This window comes from Streptomyces sp. NPDC001914 (assembly GCF_042891215.1).
Classification (GTDB): Bacteria; Actinomycetota; Actinomycetes; order Streptomycetales; family Streptomycetaceae; genus Streptomyces.
The window spans coordinates 456,517-482,016 of record NZ_JBIASW010000007.1 but is presented as its reverse complement, the minus strand read 5'-3'; the positions used below and the strand labels follow the sequence as shown (position 1 = coordinate 482,016).

The 25,500-nt window shown below is 73.4% G+C and carries 25 protein-coding genes; 10 read left to right on the top strand and 15 right to left on the bottom strand.

Annotation, left to right across the window (positions count from 1 at the left end; genetic code table 11):
• Window positions 1-45: 45 nt before the first annotated feature.
• Window positions 46-663 carry a 5-oxoprolinase subunit PxpB gene (pxpB, locus tag ACFYYF_RS22605; RefSeq protein ID WP_388778453.1) on the top strand — a complete coding sequence of 206 codons (618 nt, stop codon included), beginning with the start codon at window positions 46-48 and terminating at the stop codon, window positions 661-663.
• Entirely contained in the window at window positions 660-1,529 is an 870-nt protein-coding gene (locus ACFYYF_RS22600) for a biotin-dependent carboxyltransferase family protein (protein WP_388778348.1), read from the top strand. Before pxpB ends, ACFYYF_RS22600 begins: the two co-directional genes overlap by 4 nt.
• 158 nt (window positions 1,530-1,687) lie before the next feature.
• Here ACFYYF_RS22600 and ACFYYF_RS22595 read toward each other — a convergent pair whose 3' ends face one another.
• From ACFYYF_RS22595 to ACFYYF_RS22575, 5 genes are all read right to left on the bottom strand, one after another.
• Window positions 1,688-2,542 carry an SGNH/GDSL hydrolase family protein gene (locus ACFYYF_RS22595; RefSeq protein ID WP_388778346.1) on the bottom strand — a complete coding sequence of 285 codons (855 nt, stop codon included), beginning with the start codon at window positions 2,540-2,542 and terminating at the stop codon, window positions 1,688-1,690.
• Entirely contained in the window at window positions 2,539-3,693 is a 1,155-nt protein-coding gene (locus tag ACFYYF_RS22590; protein ID WP_388778343.1) for a glycosyltransferase, read from the bottom strand. The genes ACFYYF_RS22595 and ACFYYF_RS22590 overlap by 4 nt, the downstream gene beginning before the upstream one ends.
• On the bottom strand, window positions 3,690-4,853 hold the full coding sequence (locus ACFYYF_RS22585; protein ID WP_388778341.1) for a glycosyltransferase family 4 protein: 1,164 nt from the start codon (window positions 4,851-4,853) through the stop codon (window positions 3,690-3,692). The genes ACFYYF_RS22590 and ACFYYF_RS22585 overlap by 4 nt, the downstream gene beginning before the upstream one ends.
• A 139-nt stretch (window positions 4,854-4,992) precedes the next feature.
• A complete protein-coding gene (locus ACFYYF_RS22580; RefSeq protein ID WP_388778338.1) occupies window positions 4,993-6,411 on the bottom strand; it encodes a HEAT repeat domain-containing protein in 1,419 nt (472 codons plus the stop codon).
• Window positions 6,412-6,711: 300 nt separating this feature from the next.
• On the bottom strand, window positions 6,712-7,104 hold the full coding sequence (locus ACFYYF_RS22575) for an ankyrin repeat domain-containing protein (RefSeq protein WP_388778335.1): 393 nt from the start codon (window positions 7,102-7,104) through the stop codon (window positions 6,712-6,714).
• Between the two features lie 260 nt (window positions 7,105-7,364).
• On the opposite strand from ACFYYF_RS22575, the gene ACFYYF_RS22570 reads away from it, so the two are divergent.
• Together ACFYYF_RS22570 and ACFYYF_RS22565 are read left to right on the top strand one after the other, a co-directional pair.
• Window positions 7,365-7,559 (top strand): hypothetical protein, encoded by a 195-nt coding sequence (locus ACFYYF_RS22570; protein WP_037621052.1) that lies wholly within the window; start codon window positions 7,365-7,367, stop codon window positions 7,557-7,559.
• A gap of 40 nt (window positions 7,560-7,599) precedes the next feature.
• Entirely contained in the window at window positions 7,600-9,171 is a 1,572-nt protein-coding gene (locus tag ACFYYF_RS22565; protein ID WP_388778332.1) for a hypothetical protein, read from the top strand.
• A 296-nt stretch (window positions 9,172-9,467) separates the two neighbouring features.
• On the opposite strand, the gene ACFYYF_RS22560 is transcribed toward ACFYYF_RS22565, so the two are convergent.
• Window positions 9,468-10,967: a PLP-dependent aminotransferase family protein gene (locus tag ACFYYF_RS22560; protein ID WP_361688261.1), complete on the bottom strand. Its 1,500-nt coding sequence runs from the start codon at window positions 10,965-10,967 to the stop codon at window positions 9,468-9,470.
• 215 nt (window positions 10,968-11,182) lie between these two features.
• Here ACFYYF_RS22560 and ACFYYF_RS22555 point away from each other — a divergent pair, with 215 nt between their 5' ends.
• From ACFYYF_RS22555 to ACFYYF_RS22540, 4 genes are all read left to right on the top strand, one after another.
• Window positions 11,183-11,779, top strand: coding sequence for a YitT family protein (locus tag ACFYYF_RS22555; protein WP_388778450.1), 597 nt, complete (start codon window positions 11,183-11,185; stop codon window positions 11,777-11,779).
• Window positions 11,776-12,543, top strand: a complete 768-nt coding sequence (locus ACFYYF_RS22550) for a glycerophosphodiester phosphodiesterase (RefSeq protein WP_361688258.1) — start codon at window positions 11,776-11,778, stop codon at window positions 12,541-12,543. Before ACFYYF_RS22555 ends, ACFYYF_RS22550 begins: the two co-directional genes overlap by 4 nt.
• A 41-nt stretch (window positions 12,544-12,584) precedes the next feature.
• Entirely contained in the window at window positions 12,585-13,937 is a 1,353-nt protein-coding gene (locus ACFYYF_RS22545; RefSeq protein WP_388778329.1) for an MFS transporter, read from the top strand.
• A gap of 255 nt (window positions 13,938-14,192) precedes the next feature.
• A complete protein-coding gene (locus ACFYYF_RS22540) occupies window positions 14,193-14,567 on the top strand; it encodes an RNA polymerase-binding protein RbpA (protein ID WP_003977404.1) in 375 nt (124 codons plus the stop codon).
• Window positions 14,568-14,978: 411 nt separating this feature from the next.
• Here ACFYYF_RS22540 and fxsA read toward each other — a convergent pair whose 3' ends face one another.
• From fxsA to ACFYYF_RS22520, 4 genes are all read right to left on the bottom strand, one after another.
• A complete protein-coding gene (gene fxsA / locus ACFYYF_RS22535; protein WP_388778327.1) occupies window positions 14,979-15,539 on the bottom strand; it encodes an FxsA family membrane protein in 561 nt (186 codons plus the stop codon).
• 290 nt (window positions 15,540-15,829) lie between these two features.
• A complete protein-coding gene (locus ACFYYF_RS22530; protein ID WP_361688249.1) occupies window positions 15,830-16,624 on the bottom strand; it encodes a polyprenol monophosphomannose synthase in 795 nt (264 codons plus the stop codon).
• A gap of 538 nt (window positions 16,625-17,162) precedes the next feature.
• Window positions 17,163-18,779: an amidohydrolase gene (locus ACFYYF_RS22525; protein WP_388778324.1), complete on the bottom strand. Its 1,617-nt coding sequence runs from the start codon at window positions 18,777-18,779 to the stop codon at window positions 17,163-17,165.
• A 128-nt stretch (window positions 18,780-18,907) separates the two neighbouring features.
• The gene (locus ACFYYF_RS22520; protein WP_361688243.1) at window positions 18,908-19,348 is read right to left on the bottom strand and encodes an Lrp/AsnC family transcriptional regulator; all 441 of its coding nucleotides are present in this window, start codon (window positions 19,346-19,348) and stop codon (window positions 18,908-18,910) included.
• 269 nt (window positions 19,349-19,617) lie between these two features.
• On the opposite strand from ACFYYF_RS22520, the gene ACFYYF_RS22515 reads away from it, so the two are divergent.
• The gene (locus ACFYYF_RS22515; protein ID WP_388778321.1) at window positions 19,618-20,052 is read left to right on the top strand and encodes a hypothetical protein; all 435 of its coding nucleotides are present in this window, start codon (window positions 19,618-19,620) and stop codon (window positions 20,050-20,052) included.
• Window positions 20,053-20,065: 13 nt separating this feature from the next.
• On the opposite strand, the gene ACFYYF_RS22510 is transcribed toward ACFYYF_RS22515, so the two are convergent.
• Both ACFYYF_RS22510 and ACFYYF_RS22505 read right to left on the bottom strand, forming a co-directional pair.
• Complete coding sequence (locus tag ACFYYF_RS22510) at window positions 20,066-21,178, bottom strand: phosphotransferase family protein (RefSeq protein WP_388778318.1); 1,113 nt, start codon at window positions 21,176-21,178, stop codon at window positions 20,066-20,068.
• Between the two features lie 12 nt (window positions 21,179-21,190).
• A complete protein-coding gene (locus ACFYYF_RS22505; protein WP_388778316.1) occupies window positions 21,191-22,303 on the bottom strand; it encodes a hypothetical protein in 1,113 nt (370 codons plus the stop codon).
• A gap of 229 nt (window positions 22,304-22,532) precedes the next feature.
• Between ACFYYF_RS22505 and ACFYYF_RS22500 the strand changes: the two genes are divergently transcribed.
• Window positions 22,533-22,895: a hypothetical protein gene (locus ACFYYF_RS22500; RefSeq protein WP_361688231.1), complete on the top strand. Its 363-nt coding sequence runs from the start codon at window positions 22,533-22,535 to the stop codon at window positions 22,893-22,895.
• 2 nt (window positions 22,896-22,897) lie between these two features.
• Here ACFYYF_RS22500 and ACFYYF_RS22495 read toward each other — a convergent pair whose 3' ends face one another.
• The 3 genes from ACFYYF_RS22495 to ACFYYF_RS22485 form a co-directional block, all read right to left on the bottom strand.
• Window positions 22,898-24,070: an acyl-CoA dehydrogenase family protein gene (locus tag ACFYYF_RS22495; protein ID WP_388778311.1), complete on the bottom strand. Its 1,173-nt coding sequence runs from the start codon at window positions 24,068-24,070 to the stop codon at window positions 22,898-22,900.
• 418 nt (window positions 24,071-24,488) lie between these two features.
• Window positions 24,489-25,148: a TetR/AcrR family transcriptional regulator gene (locus ACFYYF_RS22490; protein WP_388778308.1), complete on the bottom strand. Its 660-nt coding sequence runs from the start codon at window positions 25,146-25,148 to the stop codon at window positions 24,489-24,491.
• 124 nt (window positions 25,149-25,272) lie between these two features.
• A complete protein-coding gene (locus tag ACFYYF_RS22485) occupies window positions 25,273-25,419 on the bottom strand; it encodes an SCO1431 family membrane protein (RefSeq protein WP_388778305.1) in 147 nt (48 codons plus the stop codon).
• Between the last annotated feature and the right edge of the window lie 81 nt (window positions 25,420-25,500).

Below are 25,500 nucleotides of genomic sequence, written 5' to 3'. Positions count from 1 at the left end.
GGCAGCGCCCCGGTGCCGGCCGGCGACGGCGTGGACGGGGGCGGTGTGAAGGTCCTGCCCGTGGGCGAGCGGGCGCTGCTGGTGGAGGTCTCCTCGGGGGAGGCCGCCCAGGCGCTGCACGCCGAGTTGCTGCGGCGCCGCGCGGCGGGCTCGCTGTCCGTACGGGAGATCGTCCCGGCGGCCCGCACGGTGCTCCTGGACGGCCTCGACGACCCCGGCCGGCTCGCGGAACTGCTGCCCGGCTGGGAGATCCCCCCGCTGGACACGCGCGCGGAGACCACCGTCGAGATCCCCGTACGGTACGACGGACCCGACCTGGCGGATGTGGCGGCCCACTGGGGGGTGGCACCGGGCGAGGTGCCGGAGATCCACGCCGCGGCCGAGTTCCGGGTCGCCTTCTGCGGGTTCGCACCCGGCTTCGGCTATCTCACGGGACTGCCGGCGCGGTACGACGTGCCGCGCCGGGCGACCCCGCGCACGGCGGTGCCCGCGGGCTCCGTGGCGCTGGCGGGCCCGTACACCGGTGTGTACCCGCGCAGTTCTCCGGGCGGCTGGCAGCTGATCGGGACGACGGAGGCGATGCTGTGGGACCACGCGCGCGTGCCGGCCGCGCTGCTGGCACCCGGCGCGCGGGTGCGCTTCGTGCCGGAGAGGTGTTCATGAGCGACCGGGCCCTGTCGGTGGTGCGGGCCGGTGCCCTGACCACCGTCCAGGACCAGGGACGGCCCGGCCACGCCCATCTCGGCGTACCGCGCTCCGGGGCGCTCGATGCGCCCGCGGCGGCGCTGGCCAACCGGCTCGTCGCCAACCCCGCCGGGGCGGCCGTGCTGGAGACGACGGTCGACGGCTGTTCCCTGCGCCCCCGTTCGACGGTCACCGTGGCCGTGACGGGAGCGCCCTGTCCGGTGCGGGTGGACGGCCGTCCGGCCGCCTGGGGGGCTCCGGTCCGGGTGCCCGCGGGGGCCCTCCTGGACATCGGTTCCGCGCGCGCGGGGCTACGGAGCTACGTGGCCGTGTCCGGCGGGGTGGCGGTCGATCCGGTGCTCGGCAGCCGCTCGACCGACCTTCTCTCGGGGCTCGGCCCGCCACCGCTGACGGACGGCGCGGTGCTCCCCCTGGGGAGTCCCGGCGCCCTCCACGCGCGCGTGGACGTCGTGCCGCACCGCGCCCCGCCCGCCGAGCTGGTCCTGCGCGTGACGCTCGGCCCGCGCGACGACTGGTTCACCGGACCGGCCCTGCGGACGCTCACCACGCGCCTCTACCGGGTCTCGTCGGCGAGCAACCGCATCGGCCTGCGTACGGAAGGGCCGTCGCTGGAAAGGGCCGTCTCCGGCGAACTCCCCAGTGAGGGGCTGGTGCTGGGTGCCGTCCAGGTGCCGCCCGACGGCCGCCCGGTCGTCTTCCTCGCCGACCACCCGACCACCGGGGGGTACCCGGTGATCGCGGTCGTCCGTCCCGCCGACCTCCCGGCGGCCGCCCAGGCGGTCCCGGGAACCCCGGTGCGGTTCCTGGCGGTCCGCCGCCGCTGAGGCCGCCCGGGCCCCGCGCCCGCGGGAGGGGCGGGCACCGGTCCCTACGACCGGTGCCCGGGCCCCGCCCGGCGGAACGCCCGGAACCCGCACGCCCGGAACCCGCACGCCCAGAACCCGCACACCCGGCACCCGTACACCCGTCACCCGCGCGCCCGTCAGGCCACGTCCGGCCGTTCGGCCACCGACAGGGCCGCCAGGGCGGACGCGACGGCGTGCGACGCGCTGAGGTCGAGGCGGGCGCTGGTGCCCCGCGCGCGGTGGCGCACCTCGGACGCGGCGAGGGTGAGCAACTGCGGCAGCAGGTCCGTGCAGCGCCTGGCCACCCAGCCCGTTCCCGCCGTGGCCAGCCACAGCAGGCTCGCGGTGCGGGTCGGCGGAGGGAACTCCGCCTCGGCGGACGGGACGCGCCCGTCGGCGACGCCCTCCTCGGCGAGCAGCTCGTGGAAGCGCAGGGCCAGTTGACGGTGCCCCAGCTCCCCCGGGTGCAGCCGGTCGGCGCTCCACACCGCGCGGTCCTCGATCCAGTCCTCCTCGGCCGCGTGCAGATGCATCGCCCCGTGCCGCTTCGAGAGCGCGTGCACCACCGCGTTGACCGCGTGCTGACGCCGGGCCAGCGGGCGGGCTAGCGCTCCCGGCAGCCCGAGCATCGAGCCGGGGTCCGGGAGACAGGCCGTCAGGACGACGGTGTCCCGCGCGCGGAACGCCGCGTACACGGTGTCGAGCCGCTCGGCCACCGAGCGGATGTCGAAGGTGTACCGCAGGGTGTCGTTGACGCCGATCACGACGGAGACGATGTCGGGCTCCAGGGCGAGCGCCGCCGGTGTCTGCCGTTCGAGGACGTCCCGTGTCTGCGCCCCGCTGACCGCGAGGTTGGTGAACCGCACGGGCGCGTCCGCGGGGGCGAGCCCCGGGGCGAGCAGTTCGGCCCATCCGCGCCACCGGTCCCCCACGGGGTCGCCCACGCCTTCCGTGAGGGAGTCCCCGAGGGCGACGAACCGCACCGGTCTCATGCCACGCCCTCCTGGAGACGCGGGCGGTTCAGGGCCACGGCGTCGTGCGCGGCGAGGAAGCCCGTCACGGCGGCGTCCCAGCCGAAGCACTCGGCACGCGCGCGTGCGGCCTGCCTGCGTTCGTTCTCGGCGCGGCCGAGCAGCAGCCCCACCGCGTCCGCGAACGAGTCCCCGCTGTCGGCGGCGGTCGCTCCGGCGGAGCCGACGATCTCCGGCAGCGCGGAGTGCGCGCTGGCGACGACCGGGGTGCCGCAGGCCATGGCCTCCAGGGCGGCGAGCCCGAAGGTCTCCGCCGGCCCGGGTGCCAGGCACACGTCCGCCGAGGCCTGGAGGGAACCGAGCAGGGCGCGGTCGGCGACGTGCCCGAGGAAGGTGACGGGCAGCCCGCGCTCGCGGGCGCGCTGCTCGAGACGGGCCCTGAGCGGCCCGTCCCCGGCGACGACGAGCACCGCCCGCTCACCGCGCCGCAGCAGCGCCTCCAGCGCGTCGAGCGCCGTGCCGGGGCGCTTCTCGACGGACAGGCGGGAGCACATGACGAGCAGGACCTGGTCCGGGCGGGCGTGGCGGGCGCGCAGGGCCGGGTCGCGCAGGGCGGGGTGCCGGTCCACCAGGTCGACGCCGAGGGGGGCGCGTACGACGTTGCGGGCGCCGATCCGTACGAACTCGCGCTCGGCGAACTCGGTGGTGCACACCACGCGCGCGTAGGAGTGCGCGGTGCGGACGTTGAGGGCGTCGGCGGTCCGCCGGGCCAGCGTCTCGGACAGTCCCCAGGTGCGCAGGACGCCGTCGGCGGTCTCGTGGGAGACCATCACGGCGGGCACCCGGGCCCGCCGTGCCCAGACCCCGGTCCAGCGCAGGGTGGTGCGGTCCGAGACCTCCAGGCGGTCGGGGGCGAGCGACTCCAGGAGCCGGGCGAGGCGCCGCCTGTCGGTGAGGACGCGGTAGCCGCCGGTGCCGGGCAGCAGCGGGCCGGGCAGGGTGATCACCCGCCCCTGCCCGGTGTCGCGGTCGCTCGCGCGCTCGCCGGGGACGACGAGGACCGGTTCGTGGCCGGCCTGCCGGTAACCGGCTCCCAGCTCCCGCAGGGCGGTGCGCAGTCCTCCGGAGGAGGGGGCGACGAAGTTGGCGAGCCGTACGATCCGCAGACTCATGCCGCCACCAGCTTCCGCGCGGAGAGCACGTCCTCGTAGTGGCCGATGAGCTGGTCGCCGACGGCGGCCCAGGTGCGGCCTCCGACCGTGGCGTGTCCGGCGGCGCCGTAGGCCGCGCGCAGCCCGGGATCGGCGGCCAGGGTGCGCACCGCCTCCCGTACGGCGTCGGCGTCGCGCGGCGGGACCAGCAGCCCGGTGCGCCCGTGGTCGACCAGGTCGAGGGGGCCTCCCGCGGCGGGCGCGACGACGGGGACTCCGCTGGCCATGGCCTCCTGCACGGTCTGGCAGAAGGTCTCGAAGGGGCCGGTGTGCGCGAAGACGTCCAGCGAGGCGAAGATCCGGGCGAGTTCGTGGCCGGTGCGCCGGCCGAGGAAGACCGCGCCGGGGAGCGCGCCGCGCAGGGTGGTCTCGCTCGGTCCGTCGCCCACCACGACGACGCGGACGCCGTCGAGTCCGCAGACGCCGGAGAGCAATTCGATGTGCTTCTCGGGGGCGAGCCGGCCGACGTAGCCGACGATCACCTCGCCGTTCGGCGCGAGTTCGCGGCGCAGTGCCTCGTCACGTCGGCCGGGGCGGAACCGGGCCGTGTCGACGCCGCGCGCCCACAGCCGCACCCGGGGCACACCGTGCGCCTCCAGGTCGTACAGGGCCGCGCTGGAGGGGGCGAGGGTCCGGTCGGCCGCGGCGTGCACCGAGCGGATGCGCCGCCACGCGGTGGCCTCACCCGCGCTGATGTACGTGCGGGCGTAGCCGGCGAGGTCGGTCTGGTAGACGGCCACGGCGGGGATGCCGAGCCGGGAGGCGGCCGCCATGCCGCGGACGCCGAGGATGAAGGGGCTGGCCAGGTGGACGATGTCGGCGCGGTGCTCGGTGATGGCCGCGGCGACGCGCCGGCTCGGGAGGGCGACGCGGACCTGGGGGTAGCCCGGGAGCGGGATGGAGGGGACACGGACGACCGGGCACGGCGCGAGGGCGTCGGGCCCGTTCCCGGTGGGGGCGCCTCCCTGGTCGGGGGAGGCCGAGAACTTGGGGGAGACAGCGGGAGCGACGACGAGGGGAGCGTGACCGCGATCGACGAGGTGCCGGGCGGTCTGGAGCGCGCAGTGGGCCACGCCGTTCACATCGGGGGGAAAGGATTCGGTCACGATGACGACACGCATACGGGTGTTCTCGCCCCGCTGGACGTGGCCGCGTCAACGTCGATCTATGCGAACGATGAACGTCCCGTGAGCGTTGCGCTCCGCCCCCGGGCAGGTCAGCCCCCGTCCACGCGCTCCTGACTCCCGGGTCACCGAACGTTCATACGGCCGGCATGTCGGGCCCGATCCGGCTCCGTACGGCTGTCTGGACCTCGGCCTCCTCGGCCGGATCCGCCGCCAGCCGGCGGAGCTGGTCGACCACGCGCGCGTCGCCGGTCTCGGCGTGCCGTGCGGCGGTCTCCCGGGTGGTCTCCTCGCAGTCCCAGAGGCACTCGACGGCGAAGCCGGCGGGGAAGGAGGGATCCGTGACGGCGAGGGCACGGGCGGCGCGCTGCCGCAGATGCGACGACGCGGTCTCCCGGTAGATGTGCCGCAGCACGGGGGCGGCACAGGCGATGCCGAGCCGTCCGGCGCCGTCCACGAGGGTCCACAGGGTCGGTGCGTCGGGGCCCTCGCCCCGTACCGCCTCGCGCAGCGCGCCCAGGACGAGATCGCGGTCCTGTGCGCCGCCCCGGCAGGCGAGCACGCGGCCCGCGGCGGCTCCCAGGGCGTCGGGCCGGTGGGCCCAGCCGCGCGCCCGGTCGACGGCGGCGACGCTGCGCATCCGTTCGAAGGCGTCGACGGCGGCGTCGACGACGGGCGTCGAACCGTCCGCGACGGCCGCCTCGATCAGGTCGAGGGCTTCGGGGTCGTTGCCGTCGGCGAGATAGCGCAGGGCCGTGCAGCGAGCGCCCTCCGAGCCGTGACGCGCGGCGCCGACGATCTCGGGACGGTCCTCGGGTCCGGCGACGGCGGTCAGGCAGCGGGCGGCGGGGACGTGCAGCGCGGCTCCGCGTTCGACGCCCTGCTGGGCCCACGCGAAGACGGCTTCGACGCTCCACCCGGGGCGGGGCCCGGTGGGTCGCATCTGGCGCTGCCAGCGGTCGAAGGACCCGGCCTCCTGGGCGGCGCGTACGCGGGTGGCGATGGACGTGCGGGAGTCGTCGGCCCACAGCCGCCAGGGCCGTGGCTCGAAGGAGTCGCGCACGACGGCGGCAAGGGCGGCCTCGCCCTCCGGATCGGCCGGGAACCGGGCCAGCACGGGGGCGGCGAGGGCGCGCAGGCCCGCGTCGTCGTCGCGCAGGGCCAGTTCGTCCAGGGCCCAGGCCCAGTTGGAGCCGACCGCGGCGTACCTGCGCAGCAGGGCGAGCGCGTCGCGCCTGCCGTAGGAGGCGAGGTGGCCGAGGACGGCGAGGGCGAGCCCCGTGCGTGACTCGCAGTCGTCCAGGACGTCCTCGGCGTCGAAGAGGTGCCGCTCGATCTCGTCGAGCTCACCGTTCAGGTCGAGGTAGAGACGGGCGTAGTACAGGGAGCGGTTCTCCACCTGCCAGTCGTGGCGGGGGTCCCTGAGAACGCAGTGGTTGAGTGCCGCGAGCGCTTCGGCCCGCGGAGCGGTGAGTGCGTGCAGCGTGCCGTCGCCGCGGCCCCTCTGGAGCAGGCCGAGCAGGGTTCCGCTGGGCGCTATGACCGGATCGAACATGGGAAACAGCCTCACATCAAGCGTCGACGCAACCGGGATCCTGCATTACCTGGCCGCGTGACAACACGTCGGGGCGCCCGCCGTCTCTTGCTTGCTGTAGACCATCTTCCTCTGCCTCTCGTAGGTGGCCCATGCGGGCCGAGTCACGGCCCGCGCGGTGCGGCAACTCCTGCCCAGCCGTCGCGTCCGTGAATCACGTCGTCATGATGACTCGGCACTTCTTCCTGCCGCGACCGTATTTCCGGCGGCCCCGTTCCGCCTCCCTTTTTTCCTGCGTTTCGCCTGGTCAGGGCGTTCGATTCATGGCGTGCCGAACAATTCGAGCACGTCCGTCCTGGCGAACATGCGCGCCGTGTCGACGGCCGAGGGGGTACCCGCGGCCGGATCGGCTCCGGCGGTCAGGAGGACCCGGATGACGGCCTCCTCACCCTTGAACACGGCTCCGGCGAGCGGGGTCTGGCCCCGGTCGTTCACCCGGTCGGCCTCGGCGCCGCGCTCCAGGAGGGCGCGGACCGCGTCGGCGTGACCGTGGTAGGCGGCGAGCATCACGAGCGAGTCGCCGCGGTCGTTCGTGAGGTCGGCCGGTACACCCGCGTCGACGTACGCCACGAGCGTCTCCGTCTCGCCGCGTCGCGCAAGATCGAAGATCTTGGTCGCGAGCTCCACGACCTCGGGGTCGGGGGCTTCGCTCATCGGCCGGACCGCCTCTCACTGCAACCGTTCGGGTGAATCGACAGGGTACTGGCTCCGGCGGCACATGACAGGCAACCTGTGCGGCAAAGATCACAAAGTACGCATCGGGCGCAACGGACCAGCTCAGGCGGCGCAAACCGGCTCCGTCGCGCGGGTGAAATCAGCCAGTTTTCACCCTGTTGCACCTTTTATCGTATGGATACATGCTGTGATCCTGGGACAACTCATGGTGACCGTCCCCACGATCCAGGAGAGCTCAAATGATTCTGTCCATGTCAGGCGTCGTCCTTCTCGGCATCATCGTCTTCCTCTTCTTCAAGAAGGACGGGCTGAAGGCGTCGCACGCCCTGGTGGCCGCACTCTTCGGCTTCTACCTCGCCAGCACGGCCATCGCACCGAGCATCAAGGCCGGCGGGGAGAGCCTGGCGGGCCTCCTCGGCGGAATCAAGTTCTGACGACGTCCCCCCACCTCGTACGCACCTTCAGGAGACAGCAGTGGCTCGGCGCCCTCTCCCCCGCATCCTCAGCAACGGCACCGCACAGATCGCCAAGAGCCGGGAGCTGGCCAGGACGGCAGCCGACAGCGCCACCGATGTCCTCCATCCACTGATCACGGTCACCCGTGGACTGCGCCGGCTGGCAGCCGCCGGACGGCGCAAGTGGGCCGCCACACCCAAGGACCGGCGCGGGCCGCTGCTGTTCCTGGTGGCCTCGGTCGTCCTGATCGTGGCCCTGGTGCCGTACGGACCGCTGCTCGCCGTCATCACCCTGATGGCGGCGGCGGCCTGGACCGGTCGCGAGCGCACCCCACCGCCCGCGACCGGCCCGGACGAGGCCCAGACCGAACGCCTCCAGTCCCTGTACGAGGCGCTCGTCCCGTACTTCTCCGCGGCCGACGACCCCGCTCCCCTCTACTCCCACGGAGGCGACTGGGAGAAGGCCTTCACCTCGTACGACTTCGACGACGACGGACGGATCTCCCGGCTGCTCGTCCACTACCCCGCGTACTTCACCGACGGCGAGGCGGACGCGCGCGCCCGCATCGAGCAGCTCCTCTACGCCAAGTCGGGCCGCGGCCGCGAATACCACTTCGAGTGGGACGAGGAGGGCAACGAACTCACCGTCACGGTCCTCGCGCCCCTGCCCACCGACATCGCCGCCCAGCGCTTCGTCACCGCGCCCGGCGAGACGGTCCTCGGATTCACCGATCCGGCCGACGTCCAGCGCACGCTCCCGCTCACCCACGGCGAGGAGCGGCGGGACGTTCCGCCGGTCGTCTGGCGCACCGGCGCCCGCTCCACCGAGCCGCATCTGCTGATCACGGGCGAACCGGGCGCCGGCACGACCACCCTCCTGCGCTCCATCGCCCTGCAGGCCCTCCAGTACGGCGACGTCGTCGTCGTCGACGGCGGGGGAACCGGCGAGTACGCGTGTCTGACCGGGCGCGAGGGCGTCCTGGCCGTCGAGTGCTCGACGGGCGGGGCGCTCGCCAGCCTCGAATGGGCGGCGCACGAGACCGAGCGGCGGCTGATCGCCGCGAACCGCGCCCGCCAGGCGGGGCATCCCGCCCCCGACGACATCAGGAACCCGCTGTGGATCCTGATGGACCGGCCGAGCGCGCTCGGCCACCTGGCCGCGGCCGACGGACGCGAGGACCCGCAGTCGCTGCTCCAGACGCCGCTGCGGCACGGCCGCGCGGCGGGCGTCACGGTCGTGATCGCCGAGCACTTCGAGAACCTCGACTTCATCGGTGACGCGGTACGGCAGCACACCCGCGCGCGCGTGGTGCTCGGCACCGCCTCGGCCGCCGAGCTGGAATCGGTCCTGGGCACGCCCCCGCACACGACCCCGACCCGGGACGTCCCGCCCGGCCGCGGCTACGCCCGCCTCGGCACCGGGCCTGTCCTGCGCCTCCAGGTCCCCGCCACACCCGACCCCTACGACGACGCCACGAGCGAGGCGCAGCGGCGGGCGGTGCTCGACCTCCTGCCGGAACGGACGACCCCGGCGGACGCGGCGGAGCAACTGCCCTCCGGGATCGCGGGCGTCGCGGTGGCAGAGGGCTAGCCACGCCCCGAGCCCCCAGGCCCCCACAGGACGGGCCGGAAACCCAAACGGGTCTCCGGCCCGTCCGGCGTCCGGCGACGAACCCGGGGGCCGTACGACGTAGGGCGATACCCGCACGGAACCACCCGACCGGCGCGACACGACGAACACGCGACGCCGACGACGTATGGACGTCATGCAAAAACCGCCGAGGCCCCGCCTGGCGCGACCCGGGACCAAGCGGGGCGGCCCGGCATGTCCGACCCGGGCCCGGGACCCCGTCGGCGTCATGCCACGTACGCCCGGGCCCGTCGGCGTCACGCCACGAACGTGCGGGGGCCGTCCTCTCCTCCGGTCGCGCCGGTCTCCACCAGGCGGGCGGCCGCGGCCAGCCGTGCCGCCGCCTCGTCCGCGACCGCGCCGCCCACGGTGAACGGCAGCCGCACGTACCCCTCGAAGGCGCCGTCCACCCCGAACCGGGGCCCCGAGGGCACCCGCACGCCGACGCGCTCGCCGACCTCGGCGAGCCGCGAGCCGGACAGCCCGCCCGTACGCACCCACAGGGTGAGACCACCGCGCGGCACGGAGAACTCCCACCCGGGCAGCTCCCTGCGGACCGCCGCGACGAGGGCGTCGCGGTTCTCGCGGCCCTGCCCGCGCCGGATGTCGACGGCCTCCTCCCAGCCGCCCGTGCTGAGCAGCCAGTTGACGGCGAGCTGTTCCAGCACGGGCGTGCCCAGGTCGGCGTAGGCGCGCGCGGCCACCAGGCTGCGGATGACGTCGGGCGCGGCCCGGACCCACCCGATCCGCATGCCGGCCCAGAAGGCCTTGCTCGCCGAACCCACGGTGATCACCGTCGAGCCGGACGGGTCGAACCCGCACACGGGGCGCGGCATCTCCAGCCCCTCGTCCAGATACAGCTCGCTCATCGTCTCGTCGACGACGAGCACGGTGCCGGCCGAGCGCGCCGCCTCCACGAGCCCGCGCCGCTGATCGTCGTCGGCGAGCGCGCCGGTGGGGTTGTGGAAGTCGGCGACGACGTACGCGAGCCGGGGCGCGGCGTCGCGCAGGACCTGGCGCCAGCGGTCCATGTCCCAGCCGGCCAGCCCCTCGGCCATCGCGACGGGCACCAGCCGGGCACCGGCCTCCCGCATCAGCTGGAGGATGTTGGCGTAGGAGGGGGACTCGACGGCGATGCGTTCGCCGCGGCCCGCGAAGAGATGACAGATCGCGTCGATCGCGCCCATGGCCCCGGTGGTCACCATGATCTGCTCGGGCATGGTCGGGATGCCGCGCGCCGTGTACCGCTCGGCGATCATGGCCCGCAGCGCGGGAAGACCCGCGGGGTAGTCGCCGTGCGTGTGCGCGTACGGAGGCAGCTCCTCCAGCGCGCCCTGCACGGCGCGGGTCAGCCAGGGCTCGGGCGCGGGCAGCGCGGCGCAGCCGAGGTCGATCATCGAACCGAGTGCTTCGGGAGGCAGCGGTTCCAGGCCGCGCGCGGGCAGCGGATTCCCGGCGGGCACCGCGGTCCAGCTCCCGGCTCCGCGGCGCGACTCCAGGAAGCCCTCCGCGCGCAGCGCCTCGTAGGCCGCGGCGACGGTCGTCCGGCTGACGGACAGGGCCAGCGCCAGTTCCCGCTCGGCGGGCAGCCGCGCGGCGACCGGCACCCGCCCTTCGAGCACGAGCAGCCGCACGCCGTCGGCGAGGGCGCGATAGGCGGGCGGACGCCGGGTGCCCGGGCCGGCGGGCCGTTCCTGCTGGGAGTTGAGGAGCCGGGCGAGCTGCGCGGCCCCCACCGCCGAAGTCCACTGCGCCATGATTCCAGTCCACCTTCCCCGAATTGGCCATGGTTGCGACCACTTCTCAAGCCACAGAGTGTCATGCGCCAGGCCACTATCACCACTGAGGGGGGCATCCCTTGTCCACACGCGCCGAGTCCGCACCCGCCGGGACCGCCGAATCCGCACCCGCCGGGGTCGCCGGGCCCGGGCGGCTCCCCCGCCGTCTCGTCCAGCTCTACGCGGGACTCGCCCTGTACGGAGCGAGTTCGGCGCTCCTCGTGGAGGCGGGTCTGGGCCTCGAGCCGTGGAACGTGCTGCACGAGGGCCTGGCCGAGCTGACCGGCCTGACGATCGGCGTGGTGTCGATCATCGTGGGGGCCGCGGTGCTACTCCTGTGGATCCCGCTGCGCCAGCGTCCCGGCCTCGGCACCGTCTCCAACGTCTTCGTGGTCGGCCTGGCCATGGACGGCACCCTCGCACTGGTCCCGGACGTCCATTCCCTGGCCCTGCGGGTTCCGCTGCTGGTGGCGGGCGTCGTACTGAACGGCGTGGCCACGGGCCTGTACATCTCGGCCAGCTTCGGACCGGGGCCCCGCGACGGCCTGATGACGGGATTGCACCGGCGCACGGGCCGCTCGGTCCGTCTGGTGCGCACGGTCCTCGAGGTGGCCGTCGTCGCGACCGGCTTCGCGCTCGGCGGCACGGTCGGGGTCGGCACGGTGCTCTACGCCGTCGCCATCGGACCGCTGGCCCAGCTCTTCCTGAAGGTGTTCGCCGCCCGTCCGGCACCGGTCGTCAGCGCCGTTGTCGCCCCAGGTCAACCCGAGCGCGCCATACTGCCCGGGTGAGCACCCGCACTCTTCATCCCTACCTCGACCACCCGGGTCCGATTCCCTTCGCCCACCGCGGCGGATCTGCGGACGGCCTGGAGAACACCCTGACCCAGTTCCGGCGGGCAGTGAACGCCGGGTACCGCTACATCGAGACCGACGTGCACGCCACGGCGGACGGCAGGCTGGTCGCCTTCCACGACACGACCCTCGACCGGGTGACGGACGGTGCCGGCAAGATCGCGGACCTCCCCTGGGCCGACGTGAGCCAGGCACGCGTGGCGGGCAAGGAGCCGGTCCCCCTCTTCGAGGACCTGCTCGAGGAGTTTCCCGAGACGCGCTGGAACGTCGACGTCAAGGCCGAGCCGGCGCTCGCCCCGCTGCTCGACCTGATCGGCCGCACCGACGCCTGGGACCGCGTCTGCGTCGGTTCGTTCTCCGAGGCCCGCGTGACCCGTGCCCAGCATCTGGCGGGGCCGCGGCTGGCCACCTCGTTCGGCACCCGGGGGGTGCTCAACCTGCGGCTGCGCTCCTGGGGCGTGCCCGCCGCGGTCCGGCGCTCCGCGGTCGCGGCCCAGGTCCCCGAGACGCAGTCGGGCGTACCGGTGGTCGACCGCCGCTTCGTACGGGCCGCCCACGCCCGCGGGCTCCAGGTGCACGTGTGGACCGTGAACGAATCGGAACGCATGCACCGGCTCCTGGACCTGGGAGTCGATGGCATCATGACCGATCACATCGACACGCTGCGCAAGGTCCTGGAAGACCGGGGCACCTGGTTCTGAACCTCCTCGCGCGGTCCGTTCACGGGGAAGCGAGGGCACGGGTGAGCACCGACACCGTGCGGGCGGGGGCGGCCGAGGAGGCCGCGGAGCGCAGGCGGGAACAGCGCGGCTGGTACTTCTACGACTGGGCCTGCTCCGTCTACTCGACGAGCGTGCTCACCGTGTTCCTCGGCCCCTATCTGACGGCGGTGGCCAAGCACGCGGCGGACGCGGACGGGTTCGTCCACCCGCTGGGGATACCGGTACGCGCCGGCTCCTTCTTCGCGTACGCGGTCTCCGCCTCGGTGATCCTGTCGATCGTCGTGATGCCGATGGCGGGCGCCGCCGCCGACCGGACGGGCCGCAAGAAGCCGCTGCTCGCGGCGGCGGCCTATCTGGGCGCCGGGGCCACCACGGGCATGTTCTTCCTGGACGGCGACCGCTATCTGCTGGGCGGGCTGCTGCTGATCGTCGCGAACGCCTCGCTGGCCGTGTCGATGGTCCTGTACAACTCCTACCTTCCGCAGATCGCCCCGCCCGAGGAACGCGACGCGGTCTCGTCCCGGGGCTGGGCCTTCGGGTACGCGGCGGGCTCCGTGGTCCTGGTCGCGAACCTGGTCCTCTTCACGGCCCACGACAGCTTCGGCGTCTCCGAGTCGACGGCCGTGCGCATCTGTCTGGCCTCGGCGGGTGTCTGGTGGGGCGCCTTCACCCTCATCCCGCTGAAGCGGCTCCGCGACCGCCGGACCGCCGCCTCCGCCGGACCGGCCTCCGCGCACGGATGGCGGCAGCTCGCGGCCACGGTGCGCGACATGCGCCGCCAGCCCCTCACGCTCTCCTTCCTGCTCGCTTACCTCATCTACAACGACGGCATCCAGACGGTCATCTCGCAGGCCTCCGTCTACGGCTCCGAGGAGCTGGGCCTCAGCCAGTCGACCCTGATCACGGCCGTACTCCTGGTCCAGGTGCTCGCGGTCGGGGGCGCACTGGGCATGGGCCGGCTGGCCCGTACGTACGGAGCCAAACGCACCATCCTCGGCTCACTCGTCGCCTGGACGCTCACCCTCGCCGCCGGGTACTTCCTGCCCGCGGGCGCGCCCGTGTGGTTCTTCGTGCTCGCCGCCGGCATCGGACTGGTCCTGGGCGGCAGCCAGGCGCTGTCGCGCTCCCTGTTCTCGCACCTCGTGCCGAGCGGCAAGGAGGCCGAGTACTTCTCCGCGTACGAGATGAGCGACCGCGGGATGAGCTGGCTCGGCCCGCTGCTCTTCGGACTGACCTACCAGCTCACGGGAAGTTACCGGGACGCGATCGTCTCGCTCGTGGCCTTCTTCGTCATCGGCTTCGTGCTGCTGGCGCGGGTCCCGGTGCGTCGGGCGGTCCGGGACGCGGGCAATCCCGTACCCGAGATGATTTAGCGTCCGGCGCCAAAGAGCGGTAGTGTACGCGTTTGGCCTGCCTGGCGTACCGTTACTGCGCGTCAATGATACTGAAGCGTTGGGTGACATCTGATGCCAGATGTGACAAACCGGGCGACGGTGGGTACAACAAGGGGCGGCTACGACGGCGACGCATGACCCACAACGGGAATCTTTACCGCCGACCGGACGTTGACCGGATGACGACGACAGCGACACCTGTCCTGTGGGCGACAAGCCCGGGAGGCACGATTCATGAGTGAGCGAGCTCTTCGCGGCACACGTCTCGTAGTGACCAGCTATGAGACGGACCGCGGCATCGACCTGGCCCCGCGCCAGGCCGTGGAGTACGCATGCGAGAAGGGGCACCGGTTTGAGATGCCCTTCTCGGTGGAGGCCGAAATTCCGCCGGAGTGGGAGTGCAAGGTCTGCGGGGCCCAGGCACTTCTCGTCGACGGCGACGGCCCTGAGGAAAAGAAGGCGAAGCCCGCGCGCACGCACTGGGACATGCTGATGGAGCGGCGCACTCGCGAGGAGCTCGAAGAGGTCCTCGAGGAGCGTCTGGCCGTTCTTCGCTCCGGCGCGATGAACATCGCGGTGCATCCGCGGGACAGCCGAAAGTCCGCCTGACCCCTTCTGAGGGTCGAGCGGCAGACACCGCACGCCGAGACCGCGGGCACCGTACGTCAGGTACGGGGCCCGCGGTCTCGTGCGTTCCGGTGAATTCCAGCACTGGAGAGCCGGGAACCGTCGGCTCGGCCCACGGGGCCCGGCGTCCGGCGTCCGTCCCTCAGCAGGGACCTCGGCGTCGGGCCTTCGGCGTCCGGCCTTCCGTCGCCCGACGCGGCCCGGAGTCCGGCTTCGGCGCGTCACGGGCCCCGGGCCCGGAAGCCGGCCGCCCCGCTTGCGTAGGTCACGGACCCGGGACCCAAACCCGCTGTCCGGCCTCCATGGAGCACTGACCCGGGACCGGAAAGCCGGCCGCCCGGTGTCCGGGGACCGGCGTGCGGTCCTCGGGCACCGGGCGGTGCGGCGCAATGGCTAGCGGTTCAGCGGCGGGTAGGTGCCGCCGGGCTCGCGCGGGACGTCGTCCCTGATGACCTCGCCCTGGACCACCTTGCCGTCGGGGCGGTGGATACGGGCCTGCTGGAAGGCGTCCCCGACGGTGCCGGGAGCGGCGAGCCGCATCTTGCGCTCGAAGGTGCTCTGTGCGAACCGGCTGACGCCCTTCTGGACCGGCGGGACCAGCAGGAGCAGGCCGACGGCGTCGGAGATGAGGCCCGGGATCATCAGGAGCAGACCGCCGAGCATGGTCAGGCCGTTCCCCCGGCCGCTCTCACCCGTGGGCGCGACTCCGCCCTGCGCCTGTTGCAGCGTCTGGCTGAGATTGCGGAAGGCACGGCGGCCGGCCCGCTTGATGACCACGGAGCCGAGGACGAACCCGGCGACCAGCAGTAGGAACACCACGAAACCGCTCGTGGCACGCGCGACGAGCGTCAGCAGCCAGATCTCCAGCACCAGCCACACCGCGACGCCGAGCGGCAGGAAGGTGCGCAGCCGCGAGCGCTGCGGGCGGGTGGGGGTCGAAACGCCTGTCGTCATGCTCCCAGTGTGCCTGGGCGCGCCTCAGATCGGGATAAGCGAACGCTCAACCCCACCGGGGCCTGTCATCCGGGCCGGACCGCCCTGGCCACCAGGAACGGACTCCCGGCCCCGTCTGCGCACCGGCGGCCGCACCGTGGCCGACCGCCCAGGAAGCGCCCACCGGACGCCCGTGGTGCCAGGACGAGCCGGTGAGTGCGCTTCGCGTGGTGTCAGGAAGGGCCGGTGCATGCGCCTCGCGTGGCGCCAGGACGGGCCGGGTGCGTGCGCCTCCGGGTGTCGGGGCGGGGTCAGGGCTGCTTGCGGCGGGCGGTGATCCGTCCGACCCGCTCGCCCACACCCCAGGTGGTGACGCGCCACAGCGCCTCCACGAGGATGTCCCGGCTCATCTTGGAGTCGCCCAGCTCGCGCTCGACGAAGGTGATCGGGACCTCGACGACGTGGTAGCCGGCCTTCACCGCGCGGCGGGCCAGGTCGACCTGGAAGCAGTAGCCCTGGGAGGCGACCTCGCCGAGGCCGAGGCCTTCGAGGGTCTCGCGGCGGAAGGCGCGGTAGCCGCCGGTCACGTCCCGGATGGGCACGTCGAGCAGGACGCGGGAGTACAGGCTGCCGCCGCGCGAGATGAACTCGCGGGACTTGGGCCAGTTCACCACGCGGCCGCCCGGAACCCAGCGCGAGCCGAGGACGAGGTCGGCGCCCTTGAGCGCGGTCAGCAGGCGGGGAAGTTCCTCCGGCTGGTGCGAGCCGTCGGCGTCCATCTCGACGAGTACGCCGTAGCCGTGCTCCAGACCCCAGCGGAACCCCGCGAGGTAGGCGGCCCCGAGCCCTTCCTTGCCCTTGCGGTGGAGGACCTGGACCTGTCCGTCGTCGGCGGCCAGCTCGTCGGCCAGCTTGCCCGTGCCGTCGGGGCTGTTGTCGTCCGCCACCAGGACGTGCGCCTCGGGCACGGCGGAGCGCACCCGGCCGACGATCTTCTTGATGTTCTCCGCCTCGTTGTAGGTCGGAATGATCACCAAGGCCGTGCCGAGCGGGCCGAACCGCCTCCCCTGGGCTTCCGCCGCGAGGGTCCCGTCGCCGTCGTTCACTGCTGCCCCTTCGTATCCGTACGCAGGGCTCCACCATAGTGCGCCCAGCCTGCGCCACTGTGTCGCGGCGGCCCTACGGGGGTGTCGAATCACCAAGAGGTGGGTAAGAGCGGACGCGCCGGAGGCCGATCGCGTCCTTCGGATCGGGGCCCGGCGCCCTTCGGGCCGACCTGGGACCCGCTGGCTGCGGGTCGACCGAAAGCCGTTGTCTACTGAACGTCCGGGCCCCACCCGGGTCACACCTGCCGACTTGTCGGAACGTTCCCTCGCCTCGTGGCGCCGGTGCTGGGCCTGGCTCCCAGTGGCGGTACGCCGGTGCGGCGCACCACCCCTGACCCAGCGGCGCCGCGAGGCCGTGCGGAGTTCCCCCGTCGGCCGTCCGGTGGTGGACCCGGCAGAACCTACCCGCCCCCTGCCGCAGGCTGTCAACACTGGCTTGATCTGCGCCTTTTCCGACAAAGCCCTGGTCAGGGCCGAGGATGCGCAGGTCGAACGACGAGGTGCCGGGCCCCGGAAGCGCACCGGGCGTCCCGGGACATCACTCGTTGGGCCGTACGAATACCGTCCGTCCGCCGACCACGGTGCGCAGGCAGACGGGCAGGTCGCCGCCGGGGGTCAGATCAGGGAGGCCGGGAGTGCCGGAGCGGGGGTCGGTGGACCAGCGCGCGACCCGGTCGTCGGGGGCCTGGACCACGAGGTGGCCCGTGCGCCACACGGCGTAGTCCGCGGGCGCGCCCGGCACCAGGACCCCCGCGTCGTCCCGTCCGACGGCACGCCAGCCGCCCCGCGTGTGGGCCGTGAAGGCGGCCCGCACGGACACCCGGTGTTCGGGCGTGCGGTGGAAGGCCGCCGCACGCACGGTGCCCCAGGGGTCGAGCGGGGTCACGGGGCTGTCGGAACCGAAGGCCAGCGGCACACCTGCGCGCAGCAGGGCCGCGAACGGGTTGAGCGTCCGCGCCCGCTCGGCGCCGAGCCGCTGGGCGTACATGCCGTCCTCGCCGCCCCACAGCGCGTCGAACGCGGGCTGCACGGACGCAGTGAGGCCGAGTTCGGCGAAGCCCGCGACGGTGTCCGGAGTCAGCATCTCGGCGTGCTCGACGCGGTGCCGGGCGGCGCGTACACGGGCCAGGCCGACCTTCTCGGCGGCGGCGCGGACGCCGTCGACCACGGAGGTCACCGCGGCGTCCCCGATGGCGTGGAAGCCCGCCTGGAGGCCCGCCTCGGTGCAGGCGACCACGTGGGCCGCGACGGCGTCGGCGTCGAGGTGGACGAGGCCCGTGTGGTCCGCGTCGAGGTACGGCTCGTGCAGGCACGCGGTGTGCGAGCCGAGGGAGCCGTCGACGAAGAGGTCGCCGGCCGCGCCGACGGCGCCGAGGGCCCGCGCCTTCTCGACGTCGCGGTCGGCCCAGTAGCCGACGACCCGCGGTCCGGGCTCCTCGGCGGCGAGGCGCAGCAGTCCGGTGAAGTCGTCCTCGGAGGAGATCTCGGGGCCCGCGCACTCGTGCACGGAGCCGATGCCGAGCGAGGCGGCGTGGGCGAGCGCGGCACGCTGGGCCCCGGTGCGCTGCGCCGCGCCGATCGCGCCCAGGGCGGCGGCGCGAACGGCGTGGTGGGCGTCGCGGGTCAGGGGGCCGTCGGGCTCGTACCCGGCGAGCGCGGTGACACCGGGGACCAGGTCCAGGAGCGCGCTCGTGGCCACGGCGGAGTGCACGTCGATGCGGGAGAGGTAGAGCGGGCGTCCGCCGGTCGCGGCGTCGAGTTCGGTGCGGGCCGGCGGGCGGCCGCCGGGCCAGCGGGCCGCGTCCCAGCCGTGGCCGAGCAGGACCCGGTCGGCCGGACGGGCGGCGGCGAAGTCGCGTACGAGGGCGAGGGCCGCGTCCAGGGACGGCGCGTCGGACAGGTCGAGGCCGGTGAGGGCGAGTCCGGTGGCGGTGGTGTGCACGTGTGCGTCGGTGAACGCCGGGGTGACCAGGGCGCCTTCGAGGTCGACGACCTCGTCGACCCCGTCGGCGAAGGCGTCGGCGGCGCCTTCCGAGCCGACCCAGGCGACTTGTCCCCGTTCCACGACCATGGCGGTCGCGAAGGGGTCGGCGGGGCTGTGGACTTCTCCACCGCGCAGCAGCACGGTGTCCGACGGGGCGGTGCTCTCACTCATGGGGACAGTCTCGCGCCTGCCGGAGGCCGGCCGTCGCCCGGGTGGGGTCGACACGGCGGGCCGGCCGGACCCGGACCGCCCGTCCGGACCGGCGGGCGTGTTCGCGCGAGCGTGCCCCGGCGGCCGGCTCAGATGCGCGGCGGGCGGGATTCGTACGGCGTGGAAAGGCAGACCGTGGTGCGCGTCGAGACGCCGGCGAGCGCCCGCAGCCGCCCGAGCAGTTCCTCGAGTTCGTGCGGGGTCGAGACACGCACCTTGAGGATGTAGTTCTCGTCGCCCGCGACGCTGTGGCAGGCCTCGATCTCCGGGACGCCCGCGAGACGTTCGGCGATGTCGTCGGGGGCGCTGGGGTCGAACGGTTTCACCGAGATGAAGGCGGTCAGGGGCAGCCCGACGGCCTCCGGGTCCACGACCGCGGCATAACCCCGGATGACACCGCGCTGCTCGAGACGGCGCACCCGCTGATGCACGGCGGACGTGGACAGGCCCGTGGCCTTGCCCAGGTCGGTGTAACTCATCCGCCCGTCTGCGACGAGCAGCTGCACGATCTGTCGGTCCAGCTCCTCCATGGCGCAAGAACCTACAGGGCGACCGATCCCCCCGGGTACTCAGCGGCGCAGGTCATACCCGCTTTGTGATGTGGCGAGGCGCCGTTCGCGCGCCACGTGGCCGACTCGTCCGGCCGGGCGCCGGGCACCTGCGGGCGGCATGTGACGAAGGACACATGAATGCAACCGGGTCCGCCACGTTCGCGTGATTACCTCGGAGACGGGACGGGAAGTGCTTGCTGTGGTCGAGGTCGCAGCGCCTTGTCGGCCCACCCGAGGGGGAGAATCCCATGCAGAGTCTTAAGCGCCCTGGTCGTACCGCACCCAAGCGGCAGCAGGCCGTGCTCGAACCCGAGCCGGAGGGCGTCGAATCCGACGCCCTGGACGGTGACGAGTTCGACGCGTACGACACCTTCGAGATGTATCGGGTGATCTGCCCGGCCTGCGCGCAGCCCATCGCGCTGCTCGCGGACGAGGAGGTCCTGCCGGAGCACGCCCTGTGCGCCTCCCCGTGGAACCCGTTCGGGCTCACGGTCTGTTCGGGCACCGGCCGCGCGGCCGCCGAGGCCCGGTCCGCGGACGACAGCGCGGAACCCCAGCAGCAGGACACCGCCCTCCTGTTGACGCTCCCTCAGGGCCTGAACTGGCGTACGCAGCCGTTCTCCCACGTGGGCGGACCGGGCTCGGTCCCGATGCGGGTCTCCGCGCTGCGGCGCGCGGCCTGACCGCTCGGCGCGTTCAGCGGGCGTCGTCCCGTTCGTCCCAGTAGCTGCCCTGCACCATGGCCCGCAGGCTGCCGTGGTGCAGGATCAGTGTGTCCGGGTCCGGCGGGACGCCCACCTCGCCGAAGTGCACCTGCCGGTAGGCGATGCGCACCATGACGATCGCGTGCCGCAGGGCGGCATAGAGCGTGTAGAACTCCATGTCGCGGGGCGTGTGGCCGGTGAGGCGGGCGTAGCGGTCCTCGACGCGGTCGCGGCGCAGGAAGTCCGGCAGCCCGGCCTGCCCGAACCCCGTGGTCAGGTCCTGGAAGAAGCGGTGCAGGTAGACGGTCCAGCCCAGGTCGACCTCGCGCGGGGCCGGTGCCGCCATCTCCCAGTCGAGTACGGCGACGGGGTCGAAGCCGTCGTAGACGACGTTCCCGATGCGCGCGTCGCCCCAGTTGAGCACCGCCTCGCCCTCGTCGCGCGGCCACAGCTCCTCCAGCCGGCCGAAAGCGCTCTCGATGAGCGGGGACCGGGACAGTCCCCCGGTCACCCACGCGTAGTAGGCGTGCTGGGCCGCGACATGGCGGCGCAGCGGGCTGCCGTCGCCGGGCAGCGCGAGGAAGTCCGCCTCCTTCAGGGGGACTTGATCGTGGAGCCGGGCGAGAAGCGCGATCGAGGCGGCCTCCAGGTGCTCGCGCTCGGAGTCGGTCGCCGCGTGCAGCCAATTGCCCTCGTACGTATAGGGCATGACGTCGGGCGGCACGCGCCCGGTGACCCGTTCCATCACGAAGAACGGCGCCCCGAGCGGTCCGGGGTCCTCCTCCAGCCACCGCACGCGCGGCACCGGCAGATCGCTGCGCTCGCGGACCAGACGCATCGTGCGGTACTGGCGGACCATGTCGTAGACGGGGAAGACGGTGTACGCCCCCGGGTCCGCCGCGAGTCTCAACGCACAGGCGCGCAGCGGTGGTTCGGGGTGTTCGATGTCGAAGAGCAGGGTCTCGCTGGACAGGCCGTTGGACTCGGGGACGCTCACGTCCACCGCCCGGGCGCCCGGCAGCCGCTTGTCCAGCCAGGCGGTCAGCCTGCGCGCGAGGTCCTCGGGGTCGCGGGTGGTCGTCCGCGGTCGGGGTGCCGTGGCCATCTCGCACTCCTCTCAGGGCGCGACCGAGTCGAACCCGGTGAAGCCGCTCGGATCGTGGCGGCCGAACGAGCCGTGCTCGAAGATTCCGTACCCGACCTGCCCGTCGAGGGTGAAGCGGGCCGCGTGGTCGGTCACCCCGTAGCGGGCGAGGAGATGCGCGGCCGGGTCGGAGAGGTCGTAGACGCGGTGGTCGGTCCAGCCGCGGCCGCGCCAGGTGCCGTGCTGCCAGTCGTCGGCGGGCGGGTATCCCGCGCCGACCGCGAGGGGTGACGAGGCCAGCACCTCCACCCCCAGCTCCAGCGGCTTGCGGTCCACGGAGCGGGTCAGGTGGATGACGGCCGAGGTGGGGTGCCGGGTACCGGAGCGGTAGGCGATGTCGGCCTGGGGCCAACCGAGTTGGAGATCGCGCTCGCCGTCGCGCACGAGGGTCGCGTCGCCCAGCGTGCGGTATCCGTCGGCGTCCTCCTGGACCACGACCATGAGGAAGCGGTCCGCGAAGCGCACCGGGCACCAGATCCAGTGGAATCCCTCCGTCGGATGCTCGGCCGCGAGCCGGCCGCCCTCCTCGCCCGGCAGGGGGCGCACCCCCCAACTGCGGTCGCGGGTGCCGGTCCACTCCCCCGGGCCGACGGGTATCTCGTCGCCCCCGACACGGATGACGCCCTCGACTCCCCCTGCCTGTACGAAGCGGCGGCCCTCCAGGGTGAGCCGGCCGCCGCGCCGCTGGACGTGGTGCGGCTCCCAGAGGGCCGGGAAGTCGGCGGTCCAGGTGATGTCGTACGCCAGGGCACTGTCCTCGGAGCGCAGCCGCAGCCTGCGCAGCGGCTCCTCGACGGTGATCCGCAAAGGTCCGACGGCCAGGTTCATGCGGTCGTCGCCGAGCGCGTCGGACGCCCGGACGGCGTGCAGCGCGTCGCCGAGGCGCAGCGTGGCGTAGGCGTCGATCACCCCGAGGTTCGGATAGACGCCGAGGCCGAGGATCAGCAGGGCCCGTCCGCGGTGGTCGAGGACGTGGAAGATGCAGCGGTCGTAGGCGTTGCGGTCGCCGCTCGCCACGTGCTTCATGGACAGCGGGACCTGGTGCACGGGGTACTCGTCGAGGGCGACGGGACGGTCGTCGTTCACGGCAGGCCTCCTGGGATCTGTCCGGTCGATCACGGCGGAGACGCGGGACGGGGCAGGCGAGGTCACCCGGAGGGGCACGGGCCCCCGGCGGCGGAATTGACGGTACGTCAGATAGCGGTCGGGGACCAGATGTCGTGCTCCTGCGCGGAGCCCGCGAGGGTCCCGTCCTGAACACACGCCCGATTCCGCGGGCGGGTGACCTGTCCGCCCGCCCGCACGTTGCCCCGGTATGAGCCCCACACCTTCCGCGACCGGGCACCGGCGCCGGATCCTCGTCCCGGCTCCGGCGGAATCGGTTCACTGGGTACCGCCACCGCCGCCGGCCCCGCCGGCTCAGGACCCGCCCATCTACCGCGCCCTGATGCGCGCCTGGGCGGATCGCGGCCGCACGCTGCCGGGGCGTCACGACCCCGAGTGGGTGCGCCTCGCGGCGCCGTCGGTGCTGTACGGCTACGGGCAGTTCGGCGCGCTCACCGAGCCGCGGGCGGACGAACGCTTCGCCCCGGGCCGGGACCCGCACGGCGACGGCCGCTTCGGGGTGTCCCGGGATCCGCGGAACGAGTTCGGCATGGGCGCGGACCCGCGCGGGTGACCTCAGCTCGTCCCGGGTCCGAGCAGGTGCCGCGCGACGACCATGCGCTGGATCTGGTTGGTGCCCTCGACGATCTGCAGCGCCTTCGCCTCGCGCAGATACCGCTCGACCGGGAAGTCGGCGGTGTACCCGTACCCGCCGAGGACCTGGACGGCGTCCGTGGTGACCTTCATCGCCCCGTCCGTGCACAGCAGTTTCGCCATGGCGGCCTGGCGTGAGAAGGGCCGGCCGGCGTCGCGCAGCCGGGCGGCGGCCAGGCAGAGCGCGCGTCCGGCCTCGACCCGGGTGGCCATGTCCGCGAGCAGGAAGCGGAGCCCCTGGAAGTCGGCGATCGGCCGCCCGAACTGGCGTCGGCTTCCGGCGTACGCGACGGCCTGGTCGAGCGCAGCCTGGGCCAGGCCCGTCGCGCAGGCCGCGATGCCGAGCCGCCCGGAGTCCAGCGCCGACAGGGCGATCGCGAAACCCTGGCCCTCGTCGCCGAGGCGGCGGGAGTCGGGGACCCGCACCGCGTCGAAGTGGACCTGGGCGGTCGGCGAGCCCTTCATGCCCATCTTCCGCTCGGGCGGGGAGGCGCTCAGCCCCTCGGCGTCGCCGGGCACGAGGAAGGCGGTGATGCCGCGGGAGCCCTCGCCGCCGGTTCGCGCGAACACCGTGTAGAAGTCGGCCACCCCGCCGTGCGTGGTCCACGCCTTGGTGCCGGTGACGATCCAGTCGTCCCCCCGGCGCACCGCCTTCGTCCGCAGCGCGGCGGCGTCGGAACCCGAGGACGGCTCGGAGAGGCAGTAGGCGCCGAGCAGGCCGCCCCCGAGCATCGCGGGCAGATGACCGGCCCGCTGCTCGTCACTGCCGTGGTGCGCCAGGGCGTGGCAGGCCAGCGTGTGGACGCTGACGCCGAGGCCCACGGTGAGGCGGGCCATGGCGAGTTCTTCGAGGACCTGGAGATAGACCTCGTACGGCTGACCGCCGCCCCCGTCGGCGACGTCGTACGGCAGGCCGAGCAGCCCGGACTCCGAGAGCAGCCGGAAGAGCTCACGCGGGAAGCGTCCGGCGTCCTCCTCCTCGGCCGCGTCCGGGGCGATCTCGCGGCGCGCCATGTCACGGACGAGCGCGATGAGGTCCCGGGCCTCGTCCGTGGGCAGGTCGCGTTCCACCGGCTGCGGGGCGCGTTCGGGCACGGCGACGCTCCTGACGGGGTCGGGCACGGCGGCGGACGCGCGCCCGGGGGGCCGCGCCGCCGGGACTCACCTGGCCCCGCCGATGCTCCCGGCCCCGGCCGCGGAACCCGGCGAACGGCGGCCGTGGCGCCGGGAGTACGCCCGAACGGAGGAACGCCGCGTCAGGAACACCGCGCCGAATCCTGCCGCCCACACCGCGCCGGGCAACGCCCGGCACACCGCACCGAGCCACGCCCGGCACACGTGACGACCCCTGACCGGCACACCGTGTCGAACCTTGCCCCTGACGCCGTATCGGACACGGCACGGCGGACACGGCACGTCGGACACATCACCCCCGGACGACGACCGGGCTGCCGAGGGGGCACGGAATTGGTCCGAACCATTGACAGAGTGGTCTAGTCCTCATACCGTTCAGTCAGTTGTCCCGCCGGGCGTCGGGCGGGGCCGCGTAAGCGGGGTCGAGTTCCTCGACGGCACGCATCGCACCCCCCAGCATCTTCACCAGCAGTTCGCGCATGGTCTCGCGCGGCAGCACCGGGTGGCCGATCCAGTCGAGGGTGGCCCCCTCCACGCTGTGCAGCCAGCCGAGCAGGGCGATGCGGGGCAGCGGACCCACGCTTCTGCGGCCGTACGCCCCCTCGGCGATCGTCGCGACGATCGCCTCCCGCACACCGTCGCGTATCGCCTGCACTTCGGCGTCGAAGCCCACGCCGCCCGCGATGATCGTGCGGTAGGCGGCCTGGTTGTGCTCGGCGTAGCGGAGGTAGCCGTCGATCGTGCGCTGGACCCGCTCCACCGGGGGAAGCTCCAGACCGTCGGCGGCCCGGGAGACCAGTTCCGCGACCGAGTCCTCGACGATGGCGAGGTAATAGCCGCGCTTGGACTTGAAGTAGTAGTAGATGAGCCCCTTGGCCACGTGCGCCTGCCGCGCGATGTCGTCCATCGACAGTGCGTCGTACGACGTGTCGGCGAACAACTTCCGCCCGATGGCGATGAGTTCGGCGCGGCGCGCCAGTGAGCGGTGGGTACCCCGCGCCCGGGGGCGGTCGACCTCGCGTTGTTGACTATTATTCAATTCCGGCCCTGGTCTCCAACTGCCGACGGAACATGCGCAGTATGGCAGAACCGTGCCGACCGTCATCCGGGGGCGATCGGCGTCCCGGCCGGGACCGCGCAGCGGGGCCCGGGGCGGAGCCGTCTCAGATCAGGCCGAGCTGCGTCACCAGCATCGCCACGACCACCACGAAGATCCAGCCCACGACGTGTTCGAGGATCTTCGGGCCGTCGTCCTTCGGGCCTCCCGTACGGGTGCGCAGGTGCGGGGCGGTGGCGGAACTCGCGGTCATGGCATCTCGCTGACGTAGTGGTGCGGTGACGTCCCCCGCCTCCCGTCGGCTCCCCACCGACCCGACCACCTTGCCACCGGA